Here is a 16,437-nt window from a genome sequence, read left to right on the forward strand (position 1 = left end):
CCAGCCTTTCCTCAGTTAATAATTCCTTGTGTAAATTAACCCAGCAATCACACAAGCAAATAATACATATATCAAAATATCGCGTTTTTCAATTTTTAATTCACGGAGCTTCGTACGTCCTTCGCCACCTTGGTAGCCTCTTGCTTCCATTGCCATTGCCAGCTCCTCGGCACGTTTAAATGCACTGACAAAAAGTGGTACCAATAAAGGAACAACAGCTTTTGCCCGCTCTTTAATTGGCCCTGTTTTAAAATCAACACCACGTGACGCCTGTGCTCTTGATATCTTTTCCGTTTCCTGCATCAGTGTTGGGATAAAACGAAGAGAGATCGACATCATCAGTGCAAGCTCATGAACCGGGAATTTAACTTTTTTCAATGGATGAAGCATATCTTCAATAGCATCGGTAATCTCGATTGGTGTTGTTGTCAGCGTTAATAGGGATGTCATCAGGATAAGCAGGAAAAACCGCATCGAAATAGCAAACCCCTGGATAACCCCACCAGTGTAAAATTCAAATATATATAAATCGAAAATCAAAGTTCCTTCTTTGGTTACGAATAAGTGCAAAATAAATGTAAATACAATTAAAAACCATACCGGTGTCAAGCCCTTTAGGATAAAGCGAATGGGTACACGAGAAATAAACATACTTGCCAGCGCGAATACCGTAAGTAATGTATAGCTGACTAAATTATTTGCAAAAAATACGATGAATACAAAAAAGAAAATGATTGTAATTTTTGTCCGCGGATCCAGCTTGTGAACAAGTGACTGTCCTGGAACGTACTGACCTATAATCAAAGAATTGCTCACGGCTTCTCAGCTCCCTTAACGATATGCTGAATGGATTGTGCTATTTCTTTAATTGATTGTCGTTCAAAGGGAATCGACTTACCGAATTTATTTTCAAACAAATTTAGAAACTGAACCATTTCAGGCACATCAAGCTGCACCTTATGAAGTGCTTCTTTTTGTATGAAAACTTCTTCAGGTTTTCCCTCCATATACTTGGTTCCCTGATTCAAAATGATGACATGATCTGCATATTTTACTGCATCCTCCATACTGTGAGTAACCAGGATTGTTGTTAAACCTTGTTCCTTATGCAATGTGTAAAACATTTCCATCATTTCCTTTTGTCCTCTTGGATCAAGCCCTGCGGTTGGCTCATCCAATACAAGAACTTCCGGTTTTACTGCCAACACCCCGGCAATGGCAACCCTTCTCATTTGCCCTCCACTTAAATCAAATGGCGAACGTTCCAACAGCGCTTCGGATAGACCAACGGCTGGAATGAGATCTTTGATTCTTTTATTTATTTCGTCTTTGGATACGCCAAAATTTTCTGGGCCAAATGCAATATCCTTTTCAACGGTTTCCTCAAACAACTGATGCTCCGGATATTGAAATACAACCCCAACACGACTGCGTAATTCTTTCATGTTTTTTGGCTTTTTATCGTTTGTTAAATAAAAATCACCAATTGTAACTTCACCTTCACTCGGAATCGCAAGCCCATTTAAATGCTGAATCAGAGTAGATTTCCCTGAGCCTGTATGACCAATAATAGCGACAAAAGAACCTGATGGAATATGGAATGACAAATCATCAACAGCTTTGTGTGCAAATGGTGTATTACGTTGATATATATAGCTTACGTTTTTAAATGTAATGTCCATAAGTCCTCCAGCAATTCTTCATGATTTAGTGGTTCCTTTGTGATGGATATACCATTTGCTTTCAGTTCATCTGCCAAAATAGCGACAAATGGAACGTCAAGACCAATTTCTCTGAGATCGTCCTTTTTCGAAAAAATATCACGTGGTATTGCTTCGTCCCATATTTCCCCATCATTCATTACGATAACACGATCGGCCTGAACAACCTCCTGCAGATCATGTGTAATTGTAATAAGTGAAAGTTCATTTTTTTCCTGAACATTATTAACAGTTTGCATAATTTCTGTACGGCCTTTCGGGTCAAGCATCGCTGTAGCCTCATCTAAAATAAGTACCTGTGGAGAAATAGCTAAAACACTAGCAATCGCCACACGCTGCTTTTGTCCACCTGACAGCCGATGTGGTTCAGTCAGAAGGTAATCCTGCATTCCCACAGCCGATAACGTTTCACTAATACGAGTGATCATTTCTTCTCTTGGGATCCCTCGATTTTCCATACCAAATGCTACATCATCCTGTACAGTTGTTCCAACAAACTGATTATCCGGATTTTGAAAAACCATTCCAACATCTTTACGAATACTCCAAATGGACTCCTCGTTTACTTGCTGACCATCAATTATAATTTCCCCTTCTTGCGGGAATAATAATCCATTCATCAATTTTGCAATGGTTGACTTGCCTGAACCATTATGTCCAATGATTGCAAGCCATTCCTTTTCATATATGTCAAAAGAACAATTCTTCAACACCCAGGGCTGCTCATCTCCATATCGAAACGATACATTTCTAAACTCTATTAATTTTTTCCCCATTGTAATGCCTCCTCTAACTCAACTGCCTGGGATTTTTTATGATTTGTTGTTATTTTTGCTATCTTCCATGCCCACATCCCTTTACAGCTCGGGGTAAGGGGCTAAAGTTGAGAGAAGACTACGGGAGGTTGAGAGATAAGTTTCATTAGTTGAGAGAAACCTCCGGGAAGTTGAGAGATAATTATATTTTCCACTGTTTTCTCTCAACTTTAATCCTGTGTCTCTCAACTATTCTGCCTTGTCTCTCAACTTTGAGCAAAGATCTCTCAACTTGCCAACACATTTATGTATGATGGGCTGGAGATTCCGGTCATAAGCATTAGACACTCCGAGCACGTGCCTATAGTGTGCAGGTCAGTTCGACGTTGCCATAGAGCCATAGGACGTGGCAGTCTTAGTCGAACTTCCATAATGTGCACCCAGCTAGTCTTCTGCTTATGCCCTACAACTCCGGGAAAGCCCCTGAATTAAAATTTCTCTATTATTTACTACAAAAAAAGGGCTTGGATTCACCTCGAAAGAGATTCAGTCCTGCCCTTGACGCGTATCGATTCATTAAACTAGTTCAATGATTGCCATTTTAGCTCCGTCACCTTGACGAGCTTCCAGTTTAAGAACACGTGTGTATCCGCCTTGTCGATCTTCGTAGCGTGCAGCAACGTCATCGAAAAGCTTTTGAAGAACACTTTCGTTTTCGTTTGCTTCCTGGTTATAAAGAAAAGCTGCAGCTTGACGACGTGCGTGAAGATCACCACGTTTACCAAGTGTAATCATTTTATCTACTACAGATTTAAGTTCTTTCGCTTTTGCTTCTGTTGTTTCAATCCGTTCATGAATTATCAAATCAGATGCAAGGTTACGAAGTAGTGCCATACGAGTGTCTGTTGTACGACCAAGTTTTCTAGCCATGGACTATCCCTCCCTTTCTCGAAACTCTAAAGGTGTCTATTAATCAGTCGTCGTTACGTAAGCCGAGTCCCAGATCAGATAATTTAACTTTAACTTCTTCAAGAGATTTACGACCTAAATTACGGACTTTCATCATATCTTCTTCAGATTTATTTGCAAGTTCTTGAACTGTATTAATTCCAGCACGTTTTAAGCAATTGTAAGATCTAACAGATAGATCAAGTTCTTCAATTGTCATTTCCATAACTTTTTCTTTTTGATCTTCTTCTTTTTCTACCATTATTTCTGCATTTTGTGCTTCATCTGTTAAACCTACAAAAATATTAAGATGCTCTGTAAAGACTTTGGCACCTAGAGAAACTGCTTCCTCAGGTCGAATGCTTCCATCTGTCCATACATCAAAAGTCAATTTGTCGAAATTCGCATCCTGTCCCACACGTGTGTTTTCTACTTGGTAGGTTACACGTGAAACTGGTGTGAAAATAGAATCTACCGGAATAACACCAATTGGTTGTTCCTCATGATTGTTATCATCAGCCGGACGATAGCCACGACCACGTTCTGCTGTAATCTTCATGTGCAAGTTACCTTTGCTATTCAGTGTAGCTATAGGTAGATCTGGATTTAATACTTCTACATCACTATCGTATGTTAGATCTGCAGCCGTAATTTTTCCTTCTTCCTGTACATTAATCTCTAATGTTTTCTCTTCGTCAGAGTAAATTTTTAGAGCCAGTTTTTTCAGATTCAATATAATTGTTGTGACATCTTCAACAACACCTTCAATTGTTGAAAATTCATGCAGCGCTCCATCGATTTGAACTGATGTAACAGCAGCACCTGGAAGTGAGGATAGTAGGATACGACGCAAGGAGTTTCCGAGAGTGGTACCATATCCACGTTCAAGCGGTTCGACTACAAATTTCCCAAATGTAGCATTCTCGCTGATTTCTACCGTTTCAATTTTTGGTTTTTCAATTTCGATCATTTAATAAAACCCTCCTTTAAAACGTCGAAACCCCGGCTAGACATCTTTGTCTAACCGAAATTCCTCAAATAGGCAGTTGGCGTTTCTCTGCACTACCTGCATTTCTTTCGTACTTTCTTGTCTCTTGGATGCTTTACGTAAAAGGTTTATACACCTTTACACTTTTAGCTATCATAACCCATTATAGACAGGGTGACAAATTCTATACGGTATATTTAAACACGACGACGTTTAGGTGGGCGGCAACCATTGTGAGGAACTGGTGTTACATCCACAATCGCTGTAACTTCAAGTCCTGCTGCCTGAAGTGAACGAATTGCTGCTTCACGACCGGCTCCAGGTCCTTTTACTGTTACTTCCAATGTTTTCATGCCATTATCAACTGCTGTTTTAGCAGCGGTTTCGGCAGCCATCTGTGCAGCAAAAGGTGTTGACTTACGAGAGCCTTTAAAGCCTAATGCACCAGCAGAGCTCCAGCCGATTGAATTACCTTGCGTATCCGTAATTGTAACAATTGTATTGTTAAATGTAGAACGAATATGTGCTATACCTGTGTCAATATTCTTTTTCACACGACGCTTACGTGTATTTGTTGTTTTACGTGCCATTGATTAGCTTACCTCCTTCACTTACTTTTTCTTACCTGCTACTGCGCGACGCGGCCCTTTACGAGTGCGTGAATTGTTTTTTGTTTTTTGTCCACGAACCGGTAGTCCCCGGCGGTGACGAATTCCTCGGTATGAGCCGATTTCGGTTAGACGTTTAATGTTAAGTGATACTTCACGACGAAGATCACCTTCAATTGTATAGTCATCCATTGCTTTACGGATTTTGCCTAATTCGTCTTCTGTTAGATCGCGTACACGAGTGTCTTCTGAAACGCCTGCTTCTTTAAGGACTTTCTGTGCGGTAGTTTTGCCAACTCCATAAATATAAGTTAATGAAATTACTACACGTTTTTCACGTGGAATATCTATACCTGCAATACGTGCCATAGTACATTAGCACCTCCTTGGTTATTAACCTTGTTTTTGCTTGTGTTTCGGGTTTTCGCAAATCACCATTACTTTGCCTTTACGTTTTATAATTTTACATTTTTCACATATTGGTTTTACAGATGCTCTTACTTTCATCATCTTTACCTCCTTTTATATCGGAGCTCGCCTTATTTATAACGGTACGTAATTCGTCCTCTGGTTAAATCATACGGAGAAAGTTCAACCGTTACTTTATCGCCTGGTAGAATGCGGATGAAATGCATACGGATTTTACCGGATACATGTGCCAAGACCGTATGGCCGTTTTCAAGCTCCACATTAAACATCGCATTCGGCAATGTTTCGTTTACGGTTCCTTCTACTTCAATTACATCGTCTTTCGCCATCGTGTTGGTCTCCCTTCTTCAAATCAGTCACAACCTCACTTGAATATTTTGCTATGGCAAAACGTAATTTACCATTTGTGACACGACCAGTTTCTAGAAGGCTGTTTTGGACTTCCGGAGAAATGTAATCCATAAGTTCAATATGATGTAGATTCTTTTTCTTTGGTCGATCATATTTACGTTTTTCCCCATCTGCCAGCAAGACATACCGATTATCTACTAATTTGATAACTATCGCATATTGCCCTGCTTCACGTCCTTGCATTATACGAACAACTTGACCTATTAGCGGAATCGAATCATCTTCGTTCAACAACGATCACCTTCACTTAGGCTATAGTTTATATTGCTCCCTAAACATAAGGGTTACTAGCTTATCCAATCATGTGTCACTTAATATGAAGTAATACACGTTTTTCTTTCATTTACTTACGACTAATTATAACTTTTAATAAATAGATTTGCATCTATTCAGTGTGGTCATATACATTTAACTTACTTATTTTGCGATTTTCGACTGAATATCCTCAAATACCCGATCAATGTCCCGATCGCCATTCACTGCTACCAGATATCCTTTGTCTTGATAAAAGTCTAATAATGGTTTTGTTTGTTCGATATTAACAGCCAAACGTTTCTTAACCGTATCAGGTTTATCATCATCACGTTGAATTAACCGGGAACCATCTTTATCACATATACCCTCTTTTTCAGGAGGATTATATATCGTATGATAAGTAGCTCCACATGTTGGACATATTCTACGACCAGTTAGACGCTCCACTAGTTTTTCTTCCGGTACATCTACATGCACTACATAGTCAATTGATTGATTCATGTCTATTAAAAGTTCTTGTAAAGCTTCAGCCTGTGCAATAGTCCTTGGAAATCCATCCAATAAAAAGCCATTTTGGCAATCGGCTTTACTCAAACGTTCTCTAACAATTCCAATTGTTACTTCATCCGGAACAAGTTCTCCCAGGTCCATATATTCTTTAGCTTTCTTACCAAGGTTTGTTCCTTCTTTGATTGCTAAACGGAACATATCTCCTGTTGAAATATGAGGGATGTTATATTTTTCATTTATTTTTTCAGCCTGTGTACCTTTACCAGCACCAGGTAGACCCATTAATATCAAGTTCAACAAATTTCCCCTCGCTTCTTACTGGCAGCAAGATCTATTTAATAAATCCTTTGTAGTGGCGCTTCACTAACTGACTTTCAAGTTGTTTCATTGTTTGTAGTGCTACACCTACAACGATTAGTAAACTTGTGCCGCCGATTTGTACTGCTTGAGGTAGATTTGCAAGACCACCTAGAATGATAGGTAGCACAGAAACACCTGCTAAAAAGATCGAACCCACAAATGTTAAACGATACATAACACGTGTAAGATATGTTTCTGTATTTTTACCAGGACGAATACCTGGAATATATCCACCTTGTTTTTGTAAATTCTCAGCCATTTGCTCAGGGTTAACTTGAACAAAGGTATAGAAATAGGTGAAAGCAATAATTAATGCTACATAAATAACCATACCAATAGGCTTCGTATAATCAAAAATTACCCTAATTGAATCCGCAATACTGTTGCCTTCAAAGAACCCTGCAACTGTGCTGGGTGCAATAATGAATGCTATCGCAAATATTACCGGAATAACACCCGCAGCATTTACTTTAAGTGGTAAATGTGTGGAATGTCCACCAACAGGAGAACGATTTACAAGTTTTTTTGCATACTGTATCGGTATTTTACGCAATGCCTGCTGGATAAAAATTACTCCCACAGTTACTGCAATAACTACCAATACAATAATGGCTACAATTACAATATTAATAAACAATTCATCACCAGGATTGATAAAATACTGGCTGTATAATTGTTGAACGCCATTTGGAACAGCTGCAACGATACCGGCGAAAATAAGGATGGAAATCCCGTTACCTACACCGTTTGCAGTGATTTGTTCCCCTACCCACATCAAAAATGCTGTACCACTTGTTAATACAAGAGCAATGACAAGGAATTTAACAACGCCAGGGTCAGCTATCAGCATACCACCAGCCATTGCATTAAACCCAATTGACATAGCAATAGCCTGAACAAACGCAAGTACAATTGTACCATAACGAGTAATTTGGGCTAATTTCTTACGCCCCATCTCACCTTGCTTTTTCCATTCAGAAAACTTGGGCACAACATCCATTTGTAGTAATTGCATAATGATGGATGCAGTAATATAAGGCATGATCCCCATTGCAAAAATGGAGAAGTTCTGGAGTGCCCCTCCACCAAATGTGTTTAGGAAACCAAAGATATTCTGCTGATCATTCATAAAATCGATTGCTTGTTTATCTGTAAAAGGCACTGGAATAAATGTGCCTAGACGGAAGACAACTAACATTAATAATGTAAAGATTATTTTCCGTCTAATGTCACCTACGCGCATAAAATTGGAGATCGTCCGGAACATTAAATCACCTCAGTTTGACCGCCCGCTGCCTCGATTGCTTCAATAGCTGAAGCAGAGAACTTATGAGCTTTTACCGTTAGTTTTTTTTCGACAGTACCCTTGCCCAGTACTTTAATACCAGCTTTAAGTTTACTTACGACACCTTCTTCGAGTAATAGCTCAGGTGTAATTTCTGTGCCGTCTTCAAAACGATTTAATGCATCTAAGTTAACAATAGCAAATTCTTTGCGATGAATGTTTGTGAAGCCACGCTTAGGCAGACGTTGGAATAATGGCATTTGACCACCTTCAAAACCTGGACGGGTACCACCGCCTGAACGTGCGTTTTGGCCTTTATGTCCTCTGCCGGAAGTTTTTCCGTTACCAGATGACATTCCACGACCGACACGATTTCTCTTCCCACGTGATCCTTCTGATGCCTTCAATTCATGAAGTTTCATTCGAGCACCTCCTCTTTACGCTAATGTGTTATTAAACTTCTTTTACCGAAATTAAATGGGATACTTTGTTAACCATACCACGGATGGCAGGAGTATCTTCAAGAACTACGGATTGACGAATTTTTTTAAGTCCTAATGCTTGAACAGTTTTTCGTTGTAAATCTTTTCCACCGATAACACTGCGTGTGAGGGTGATTTCTAATTTTTTAGACATAGTTTTCCCTCCTTATCCTAACAGTTCTTCTACAGACTTTCCACGTAGTTTAGCTACGTCTTCTGCACGCTTTAAGTTTGATAAACCATTTAATGTTGCACGAATCATATTAATTGGTGTATTAGATCCCAGTGATTTCGTTAAAATATCACCAACACCTGCAAGTTCAAGAATTGCACGAACCGGACCACCGGAGATAACTCCAGTACCTTCTGCAGCAGGCTTCATTAATACGTTACCAGAACCAAATCTGCCATGAATTTCATGTGGAATTGTAGTTCCGACGATTGGTACAGTAATTAAATTTTTCTTTGCATCATCAACTGCTTTTTTAATTGCTTCAGGTACTTCCTGTGCTTTTCCTGTACCAAAGCCTACATGACCATTTTTGTCTCCAACTACTACCAAAGCCGCAAAGCGGAAACGACGTCCACCTTTAACCACTTTCGCAACACGGTTGATCGTAACAACACGTTCTTCAAGATCTAATTTGTTTGGATCCATGTTTGTATTCATGTATGTCCCTCCTTTATCGATTAAAATTCAAGACCTGCTTCTCTTGCAGCGTCTGCCAATGCTTTTACACGTCCATGATAAAGGTAGCCTCCACGGTCGAATACAACCGATTTGTAACCTTTATCCTGGGCACGTTTAGCGATCATTTCTCCGACTTGTTTAGCTGCATCTACATTTTTAGTTGAATCCACATTGATATCAGTATCTTTCGTAGAAGCACTTGCCAATGTAGTACCGTTATTATCATTAATTAATTGTACATAGATGTGATTATTTGAACGAAACACGTTTAAACGAGGACGCTCAGCTGTTCCAAAAAGATTTTTACGAACGCGCGCATGTCTCTTTTTCCGTGTACCATTTCTGTCAGGCTTTGTGATCATCTAGGTCACTCCTTTCTGCTCCCTAACTAACCCTTACTTAGCAGTTTTACCTTCTTTACGACGTACATATTCGCTAGTATAACGAATACCTTTACCTTTATATGGCTCTGGTGGTCTGATTGCTCTGATATTTGCAGCAATTGCACCAACTAATTCTTTATCAATACCTTTGACGATTACTTGTGTGTTTTTAGGAACATCGATTTCGATACCATCGATTGGATCGATTTCAATCGGATGTGAATAACCTGCGTTAACCACAAGTTTATTGCCTTGCTTTTGTGCACGATATCCGACACCAATAATTTCAAGGGATTTCTCAAAACCTTTGCTCACTCCTTCAACCATATTGAAGATCAGACTACGAGTTGTACCATGCAATCCGCGATGTTCTTTATGGTTACTTGGACGCTCTAAGGTAATAACATTATCTTCAATATTAACTTTTATATCCTGGTGTAACTCTCTGCTTAATTCGCCTTTTGGCCCTTTAACAGAAACAGTATTACCATCTTGTTTTACTTCTACACCTTGTGGAATTTCAATTGGTTTAAGTCCTATACGAGACATTTCATGCACCTCCTCATCAAAAAATGTTAATTACCAAACATATGCTAGAACTTCGCCGCCAACAGCCTGAGAACGTGCTTCTTTGTCAGATAACACACCTTGTGATGTTGATACGATTGCGATACCCAAGCCATTAAGTACGCGTGGTACTTCAGTAGCTTTTGCATAAACACGCAGTCCTGGTTTACTGATACGTTTGATACCTGTAATCACTCGATCTTCATTTACACCGTACTTAAGGAAAATACGCAGAATACCTTGTTTGTTATCTTCAACAAATTCATAATCAGAAACAAAACCTTCTCGTTTCAAGATATCAGCGATCTCTTTTTTCATTTTTGAAGCCGGAAGCTCTAATTTCTCATGTTTAACCATGTTAGCATTACGAATACGAGTAAGCATATCTGCGATTGGATCTGTCATAACCATTACTAATTACCTCCTTCCCAAATCGGGGTTTACCAGCTTGCTTTTTTGACACCAGGAATTTGACCTTTATAGGCAAGTTCGCGGAAACAAATACGGCAAAGTTTAAATTTACGAATTACAGAATGTGGACGACCACAACGTTCACAACGAGTATATTCTTGTACTTTATACTTGTGTTGTCGCTGTTGCTTTGCAATCATTGATTTTTTAGCCACAATTTTCCCTCCTTGTTTAGCTCTTAGCTTATTTTTGGAAAGGCATGCCTAACTGAGCCAAAAGTTCACGAGCCTCTTCGTCAGTATTGGATGTTGTAACAATTACAATGTCCATACCGCGTACTTTATTTACTTTATCATAATTAATTTCCGGGAAAATCAACTGTTCTTTAACACCTAGTGTATAGTTGCCACGACCATCAAATGCTTTTTTGGAAATACCACGGAAATCACGAACACGTGGAAGTGATACTGCAATAAGCTTTTGAAGGAATTCGTACATACGCACACCGCGAAGTGTTACTTTTGCGCCGATTGGCATTCCTTCTCGAAGGCGGAATCCAGCGATTGAGTTCTTAGCACGAGTAACAACAGGCTTTTGCCCAGAGAGTAATGAAAGTTCCTCAACAGCAGCATCTAGTGCCTTTGAATTCTGAACTGCATCACCAACACCCATATTGATTACTATTTTATTTACTGATGGCACTTCCATAACAGATTTATAGTTAAATTTATTCATTAAAGATGATGATACTTCACCTTGGTATTTTTGTTTTAATTCATTCATCATGTCGCCCTCCTTTCGCTTAAAAATTATTTATCTAATGCTTCACCGGATTTTTTAGCGATGCGGACTTTCTTTCCATCACGTTCTTCATATCCAACGCGTGTTGGCTCACCGGATTTAGGATCAATTGGCATTACATTAGAAACATGGATTGCTGCTTCCTGGTTAAGGATTCCACCTTGTGGATTTTCCTGTGAAGGTTTTGCGTGTTTTTTGATCATGTTAATTCCTTCTACAAGAACGCGATCCTTTTTTGGATATGCTTCTAAAATATTACCTTGTTTACCACGGTCTTTACCGGATATTACTTTGACTTTATCACCTTTTTTTACATGCATGCTTGACGCACCTCCTTAACAAGGCTTTTCATAACGACTTATAAAACTTCTGGAGCTAGAGATACGATTTTCATGAATTTTGCATCACGTAATTCACGTGCGACAGGTCCGAAGATACGTGTTCCTCTTGGACTTTTATCATCACGGACGATTACTACTGCATTTTCATCAAAACGAATATACGATCCATCTTTACGGCGTGCACCAGATTTTGTGCGTACGATGACAGCTTTAACAACTTCACCTTTTTTGACAACGCCTCCTGGTGTTGCTTGTTTCACTGAACAAACAACTACATCACCAATGTTGGCAGTTTTACGTCCTGATCCACCCAATACTTTGATGGTTAATACTTCACGAGCACCAGAGTTATCCGCAACTTTTAATCTTGTTTCTTGTTGAATCATAACACTGTGACCTCCCTTCGGATCTTCCTAAAGCGAACTTTCATTATATAATTACCGATTCTTCTACGATTTCAACTAGGCGAAAACGTTTCGTTGCTGATAGCGGACGAGTTTCCATAATACGAACAACGTCACCTTGCTTAGCTTGATTGTTTTCATCATGTGTTTTTAATTTCTTTGAGTACTTAACACGTTTTCCATATAATTTATGGAATTTGTATGTTTCTACTACAACAGTAATTGTTTTATCCATTTTGTCAGATACGACACGGCCTGTATATTCTTTACGATTATTACGTTCAGACATTTTGAGGCTAACCTCCTCTCAGGTTCTAGTTATTTACGCTTAGTTCACGTTGACGCACAACAGTTTTCATACGAGCAATAGCTTTTCTTACTTCACGAATACGTGCAGTGTTCTCAAGTTGACCAGTTGCAAGTTGGAAGCGTAAATTAAATAGTTCTTCTTTTAATGTTTTTACTTTTTGTTCAATTTCGGCAGTGGTTAGTTCTCTGATTTCATTAGCCTTCATTGATTTCACCACCAATTTCTTCGCGTTTTACAAATTTAGTTTTGATCGGTAGTTTATGAGAAGCAAGACGTAAAGCTTCACGTGCAACTTCCTCTTCCACACCTGCGATCTCAAACAAAATTTTTCCTGGTTTTACTACTGCTACCCATCCTTCAGGTGCACCTTTACCGGAACCCATTCGAACTTCAAGGGGTTTTGCAGTGTATGGTTTGTCCGGGAAAATTTTAATCCAAACTTTACCGCCACGTTTCATGAAACGAGTCATTGCAATACGTGCAGCCTCTATTTGACGACTTGTAATCCACGAAGCTTCTGTTGCTTGCAGACCATATTCACCAAAAGCTACTGTAGTACCACCTTTTGCTTGGCCTCTCATTTTACCACGATGTTGTCTACGATATTTAACACGTTTAGGCATTAACATAACACGTTGCCCCCTTCCTTATTTGTTGTTTTTAGTTGGAAGGACTTCTCCACGATAGATCCACACTTTAACACCTAATTTACCATAAGTAGTATCAGCTTCTGCTGTACCATAGTCAATGTCAGCACGTAATGTGTGTAGTGGTACTGTTCCTTCACTGTAATGTTCCGCACGAGCGATATCTGCTCCGCCAAGACGTCCGGATACTTGAGTTTTAATTCCTTTCGCCCCACCGCGCATTGTACGTTGGATTGCTTGTTTTTGAGCACGACGGAATGAAACACGATTTTCTAATTGACGAGCAATATTATCAGCAACTAATTTTGCGTTAAGATCTACTTTTTTGATTTCAACGATATTAATGTGAACACGTTTGCCTGTCAGGCTATTTAATGATTTACGCAAGGCTTCTACTTCAGAACCACCCTTACCAATTACCATGCCCGGTTTTCCAGTATGAATAGTGATATTTACACGGTTTGCTGCACGTTCAATTTCAATCGAAGAAACAGCAGCTATCGATAAGCGGTTTTCAAGATATTCTCTGATTTTAATATCTTCGTGTAGTAAGTCTGCATAGTCTTTGCCGGCGTACCATTTAGACTCCCAGTCTTTAATGACTCCTATGCGAAGACCTGTTGGATTTACTTTTTGACCCACTGACTATCCCTCCTTTTTTTCTGTTACAACCACTGTGATGTGGCTTGTGCGTTTATTTATTTTACTTGCACGTCCTTGTGCACGTGGACGGAAACGTTTCAATGTAGCACCTTCATTTACAAATGCTTCAGAAATCACTAGGTTATCCGGATCCATTTCATAGTTATGTTCTGCGTTTGCGATTGCAGACTTCAAAACTTTTTCTATGACTGGAGAAGCACCACGTTGTGTGTGGTTTAGTATTGCTACTGCTTCACCAACGTTTTTTCCTCGAATCAGATCAACGACTAATCGTACTTTACGAGGAGCAATACGAACCGATTTTGCAATGGCTTTTGCTTGCATTCTATAGTCCTCCTCTCATTAGCGTTTTGTTCTCTTATCGTCACCAGCGTGCCCTTTGTACGTACGGGTTGGCGCGAATTCACCTAATTTATGTCCTACCATGTCTTCTGTAATATAAACCGGAACGTGTTTACGTCCATCATATACAGCAACTGTGTGACCAATAAAAGTAGGGAAAATTGTCGAACGACGAGACCAGGTTTTTATAACTTGCTTTTTGTCTGTTTCGTTTAGTGTTTCGATTTTTGACAATAGATGGTCATCTGCAAAAGGTCCTTTTTTCAAACTACGACCCATGGATAAACCTCCTTTCGAAGTTAAGTGACGGGCGTTAATTCCCGCCATACATTCACATTATTTTTTACGTTTACGAACGATATATTTATTTGATGGTTTGTTACGCTCACGTGTTTTAAGACCAAGTGTTGGTTTACCCCATGGTGACATAGGTGATTTACGTCCGATTGGAGCGCGTCCTTCACCACCACCGTGCGGGTGATCATTAGGGTTCATAACAGATCCGCGTACTGTAGGTCTTTTACCCATCCAGCGGGAGCGACCTGCTTTACCAATACGAATCAGTTCATGTTCGATATTTCCAACCTGACCTACTGTTGCGCGGCAAGTTGTCAAAATCAAACGAACTTCACCTGAAGCCATACGAACTAATGTGTATTTTTCCTCACGTCCAAGAATTTGTGCTTCTGCACCAGCTGAACGTGCAAGTTGACCTCCACGCCCTGGTTTCAATTCTACATTATGAACAATTGTACCAACAGGAATATTAGCAAGTGGAAGTGCGTTACCTAATTTGATATCCGCATTCTCTCCAGATTCAATTTTTTGTCCTACTTTAAGTCCTTTCGGAGCTAAAATATAACGTTTTTCTCCATCAGCGTAATGAATTAAAGCAATATTAGCTGAACGATTTGGATCATATTCGATCGTGGCAACGTGTCCTGGTATACCATCTTTATCACGTTTAAAGTCGATAATACGGTATTGACGCTTATGGCCACCACCATGATGACGAACAGTTAACTTCCCTTGGTTATTACGTCCGCCACGCTTAAATAGCGGGCTTAGCAAAGTTTTTTCAGGAGTGTCCGTAGTTATATCTGCAAAGTCAGATGAAGACATATTACGTCTGCCATTTGATGTTGCTCTGAATTTTTTAATCGCCATCTTGTTTCCCTCCTTCACTTACTTTTTCTTAGCCTTCAAAGATATCGAGTTCTTTACTATCTTGAGAAAGCTGAACGATAGCTTTTTTGCGATCTGAGCGGTATCCACCGTAACGTCCCATTCGCTTGAATTTACCTTTAAGGTTCATTGTGTTTACTTTTTCAACTTTTACACCAAAAACTAATTCAACAGCATCTTTGATCTCTGATTTGTTCGCTTTCGGATATACTTCAAACGTATATTTTTTCTCTGCCATTAAGTCAGCGGAATTCTCCGTGATGACAGGGCGCTTTATAATATCACGTGGGTCTTTCATTATGCAAGCACCTCCCCTGCTTTTTCAGCTGCATCCTTCAAAATGATCAGCTTGTCATGCGAAAGCAAGTCTAGTACGTTCAATTCATCAACAGCAAGTACTTTTACTGATTGAAGGTTATTTGCTGAACGAACGATTGTCTCATTTTTCTCAGCAGTTACGATTAATGCTTTTGAATCAACGTTCAGTGCATTTAACATTGCTACAACTTCTTTAGTTTTAGGGATATCTAACGCGATACTATCTAAAACTACTAAGTTTTCTTCCTTCACTTTAGAAGAAAGTGCAGATTTAATTGCTAAACGACGTACTTTCTTTGGTAATTTGTAGCTGTAGCTGCGTGGTGTCGGCCCAAAAACAGTTCCGCCGCCAACCCATTGTGGTGAACGAATAGAACCTTGACGTGCACGACCAGTTCCTTTTTGACGCCATGGTTTACGACCACCACCACGTACTTCAGAACGAGTTTTAACAGCGTGAGTTCCTTGGCGCATTGATGCACGTTGCATAACTACCGCTTCATGTAAAACATGATTGTTAGGCTCAATACCGAAAACAGAATCATTTAATTCCACATCGCCGGCTTGAGTTCCGTCTTGTTTTAATAGTGCTACTTTAGTCATGACATATCCTCCCTTCGTG

The 16,437-nt window shown here is 39.5% G+C and carries 30 protein-coding genes and 1 pseudogene; all 31 read right to left on the reverse strand.

Features of this window, described 5'->3' with window-relative positions; translation table 11 throughout:
• Positions 1–15: 15 nt before the first annotated feature.
• The 31 genes and pseudogenes from CIL05_RS19555 to rplD all read right to left on the reverse strand — a co-directional run bounded on the left by CIL05_RS19555 (position 16) and on the right by rplD (position 16,418).
• Positions 16–816, reverse strand: a complete 801-nt coding sequence (locus CIL05_RS19555; RefSeq protein ID WP_095657223.1) for an energy-coupling factor transporter transmembrane component T family protein — start codon at positions 814–816, stop codon at positions 16–18.
• A complete protein-coding gene (locus tag CIL05_RS19560; protein ID WP_095657224.1) occupies positions 813–1,682 on the reverse strand; it encodes an energy-coupling factor ABC transporter ATP-binding protein in 870 nt (289 codons plus the stop codon). Before CIL05_RS19560 ends, CIL05_RS19555 begins: the two co-directional genes overlap by 4 nt.
• On the reverse strand, positions 1,658–2,497 hold the full coding sequence (locus CIL05_RS19565; RefSeq protein WP_095657225.1) for an energy-coupling factor ABC transporter ATP-binding protein: 840 nt from the start codon (positions 2,495–2,497) through the stop codon (positions 1,658–1,660). Before CIL05_RS19565 ends, CIL05_RS19560 begins: the two co-directional genes overlap by 25 nt.
• 555 nt (positions 2,498–3,052) lie before the next feature.
• The gene (gene rplQ / locus CIL05_RS19570; protein ID WP_095657226.1) at positions 3,053–3,406 is read right to left on the reverse strand and encodes a 50S ribosomal protein L17; all 354 of its coding nucleotides are present in this window, start codon (positions 3,404–3,406) and stop codon (positions 3,053–3,055) included.
• A gap of 43 nt (positions 3,407–3,449) precedes the next feature.
• Positions 3,450–4,394 (reverse strand): DNA-directed RNA polymerase subunit alpha, encoded by a 945-nt coding sequence (locus tag CIL05_RS19575; RefSeq protein ID WP_095657227.1) that lies wholly within the window; start codon positions 4,392–4,394, stop codon positions 3,450–3,452.
• 215 nt (positions 4,395–4,609) lie between these two features.
• Entirely contained in the window at positions 4,610–5,002 is a 393-nt protein-coding gene (rpsK, locus tag CIL05_RS19580; RefSeq protein WP_095657228.1) for a 30S ribosomal protein S11, read from the reverse strand.
• A 21-nt stretch (positions 5,003–5,023) separates the two neighbouring features.
• Positions 5,024–5,389, reverse strand: coding sequence for a 30S ribosomal protein S13 (rpsM, locus tag CIL05_RS19585; RefSeq protein ID WP_095657229.1), 366 nt, complete (start codon positions 5,387–5,389; stop codon positions 5,024–5,026).
• A gap of 24 nt (positions 5,390–5,413) precedes the next feature.
• Positions 5,414–5,527 (reverse strand): 50S ribosomal protein L36, encoded by a 114-nt coding sequence (gene rpmJ / locus CIL05_RS19590; RefSeq protein WP_029267374.1) that lies wholly within the window; start codon positions 5,525–5,527, stop codon positions 5,414–5,416.
• Positions 5,528–5,559: 32 nt separating this feature from the next.
• Positions 5,560–5,778, reverse strand: a complete 219-nt coding sequence (infA, locus tag CIL05_RS19595) for a translation initiation factor IF-1 (RefSeq protein WP_095657230.1) — start codon at positions 5,776–5,778, stop codon at positions 5,560–5,562.
• On the reverse strand, positions 5,756–6,091 hold the full coding sequence (locus CIL05_RS19600) for a KOW domain-containing RNA-binding protein (RefSeq protein ID WP_095657231.1): 336 nt from the start codon (positions 6,089–6,091) through the stop codon (positions 5,756–5,758). Before CIL05_RS19600 ends, infA begins: the two co-directional genes overlap by 23 nt.
• 186 nt (positions 6,092–6,277) lie before the next feature.
• Entirely contained in the window at positions 6,278–6,922 is a 645-nt protein-coding gene (locus CIL05_RS19605) for an adenylate kinase (protein WP_095657232.1), read from the reverse strand.
• 34 nt (positions 6,923–6,956) lie between these two features.
• The gene (gene secY, locus CIL05_RS19610) at positions 6,957–8,252 is read right to left on the reverse strand and encodes a preprotein translocase subunit SecY (RefSeq protein WP_095657233.1); all 1,296 of its coding nucleotides are present in this window, start codon (positions 8,250–8,252) and stop codon (positions 6,957–6,959) included.
• Positions 8,252–8,692: a 50S ribosomal protein L15 gene (gene rplO, locus CIL05_RS19615; RefSeq protein ID WP_095657234.1), complete on the reverse strand. Its 441-nt coding sequence runs from the start codon at positions 8,690–8,692 to the stop codon at positions 8,252–8,254. The genes secY and rplO overlap by 1 nt, the downstream gene beginning before the upstream one ends.
• A gap of 31 nt (positions 8,693–8,723) precedes the next feature.
• Positions 8,724–8,906 carry a 50S ribosomal protein L30 gene (gene rpmD, locus CIL05_RS19620; protein WP_095657235.1) on the reverse strand — a complete coding sequence of 61 codons (183 nt, stop codon included), beginning with the start codon at positions 8,904–8,906 and terminating at the stop codon, positions 8,724–8,726.
• Between the two features lie 12 nt (positions 8,907–8,918).
• Positions 8,919–9,422 (reverse strand): 30S ribosomal protein S5, encoded by a 504-nt coding sequence (gene rpsE, locus CIL05_RS19625; RefSeq protein ID WP_095657236.1) that lies wholly within the window; start codon positions 9,420–9,422, stop codon positions 8,919–8,921.
• A 20-nt stretch (positions 9,423–9,442) separates the two neighbouring features.
• A complete protein-coding gene (rplR, locus tag CIL05_RS19630) occupies positions 9,443–9,805 on the reverse strand; it encodes a 50S ribosomal protein L18 (RefSeq protein ID WP_095657237.1) in 363 nt (120 codons plus the stop codon).
• 33 nt (positions 9,806–9,838) lie between these two features.
• Complete coding sequence (gene rplF, locus CIL05_RS19635) at positions 9,839–10,375, reverse strand: 50S ribosomal protein L6 (RefSeq protein ID WP_095657238.1); 537 nt, start codon at positions 10,373–10,375, stop codon at positions 9,839–9,841.
• Positions 10,376–10,405: 30 nt separating this feature from the next.
• Complete coding sequence (gene rpsH / locus CIL05_RS19640) at positions 10,406–10,804, reverse strand: 30S ribosomal protein S8 (RefSeq protein ID WP_095657239.1); 399 nt, start codon at positions 10,802–10,804, stop codon at positions 10,406–10,408.
• Between the two features lie 29 nt (positions 10,805–10,833).
• The gene (gene rpsN / locus CIL05_RS19645) at positions 10,834–11,019 is read right to left on the reverse strand and encodes a 30S ribosomal protein S14 (protein ID WP_095657240.1); all 186 of its coding nucleotides are present in this window, start codon (positions 11,017–11,019) and stop codon (positions 10,834–10,836) included.
• A gap of 28 nt (positions 11,020–11,047) precedes the next feature.
• Positions 11,048–11,587 (reverse strand): 50S ribosomal protein L5, encoded by a 540-nt coding sequence (rplE, locus tag CIL05_RS19650; RefSeq protein ID WP_095657241.1) that lies wholly within the window; start codon positions 11,585–11,587, stop codon positions 11,048–11,050.
• A 26-nt stretch (positions 11,588–11,613) separates the two neighbouring features.
• Positions 11,614–11,925, reverse strand: a complete 312-nt coding sequence (gene rplX, locus CIL05_RS19655) for a 50S ribosomal protein L24 (protein WP_095657242.1) — start codon at positions 11,923–11,925, stop codon at positions 11,614–11,616.
• 38 nt (positions 11,926–11,963) lie between these two features.
• Positions 11,964–12,332, reverse strand: coding sequence for a 50S ribosomal protein L14 (gene rplN / locus CIL05_RS19660; RefSeq protein ID WP_095657243.1), 369 nt, complete (start codon positions 12,330–12,332; stop codon positions 11,964–11,966).
• A 43-nt stretch (positions 12,333–12,375) separates the two neighbouring features.
• The gene (gene rpsQ, locus CIL05_RS19665) at positions 12,376–12,639 is read right to left on the reverse strand and encodes a 30S ribosomal protein S17 (protein WP_095657244.1); all 264 of its coding nucleotides are present in this window, start codon (positions 12,637–12,639) and stop codon (positions 12,376–12,378) included.
• A 25-nt stretch (positions 12,640–12,664) separates the two neighbouring features.
• Positions 12,665–12,865 carry a 50S ribosomal protein L29 gene (rpmC, locus tag CIL05_RS19670; RefSeq protein ID WP_095657245.1) on the reverse strand — a complete coding sequence of 67 codons (201 nt, stop codon included), beginning with the start codon at positions 12,863–12,865 and terminating at the stop codon, positions 12,665–12,667.
• On the reverse strand, positions 12,855–13,289 hold the full coding sequence (gene rplP, locus CIL05_RS19675) for a 50S ribosomal protein L16 (RefSeq protein ID WP_095657246.1): 435 nt from the start codon (positions 13,287–13,289) through the stop codon (positions 12,855–12,857). Before rplP ends, rpmC begins: the two co-directional genes overlap by 11 nt.
• Positions 13,283–13,949, reverse strand: a pseudogene (rpsC, locus tag CIL05_RS19680) (30S ribosomal protein S3). Before rpsC ends, rplP begins: the two are co-directional and overlap by 7 nt.
• A 3-nt stretch (positions 13,950–13,952) precedes the next feature.
• Positions 13,953–14,294: a 50S ribosomal protein L22 gene (rplV, locus tag CIL05_RS19685; protein ID WP_095657248.1), complete on the reverse strand. Its 342-nt coding sequence runs from the start codon at positions 14,292–14,294 to the stop codon at positions 13,953–13,955.
• 18 nt (positions 14,295–14,312) lie between these two features.
• A complete protein-coding gene (gene rpsS / locus CIL05_RS19690; RefSeq protein ID WP_095657249.1) occupies positions 14,313–14,591 on the reverse strand; it encodes a 30S ribosomal protein S19 in 279 nt (92 codons plus the stop codon).
• Between the two features lie 57 nt (positions 14,592–14,648).
• Complete coding sequence (gene rplB, locus CIL05_RS19695) at positions 14,649–15,479, reverse strand: 50S ribosomal protein L2 (RefSeq protein ID WP_095657250.1); 831 nt, start codon at positions 15,477–15,479, stop codon at positions 14,649–14,651.
• A gap of 28 nt (positions 15,480–15,507) precedes the next feature.
• The gene (rplW, locus tag CIL05_RS19700) at positions 15,508–15,795 is read right to left on the reverse strand and encodes a 50S ribosomal protein L23 (protein ID WP_095657251.1); all 288 of its coding nucleotides are present in this window, start codon (positions 15,793–15,795) and stop codon (positions 15,508–15,510) included.
• Entirely contained in the window at positions 15,795–16,418 is a 624-nt protein-coding gene (rplD, locus tag CIL05_RS19705) for a 50S ribosomal protein L4 (RefSeq protein ID WP_095657252.1), read from the reverse strand. Before rplD ends, rplW begins: the two co-directional genes overlap by 1 nt.
• Between the last annotated feature and the right edge of the window lie 19 nt (positions 16,419–16,437).

Origin of the sequence: Virgibacillus profundi (assembly GCF_002287375.1) — a bacterium.
GTDB classification, from domain to species: domain Bacteria; phylum Bacillota; class Bacilli; order Bacillales; family Amphibacillaceae; genus Virgibacillus_K; species Virgibacillus_K profundi.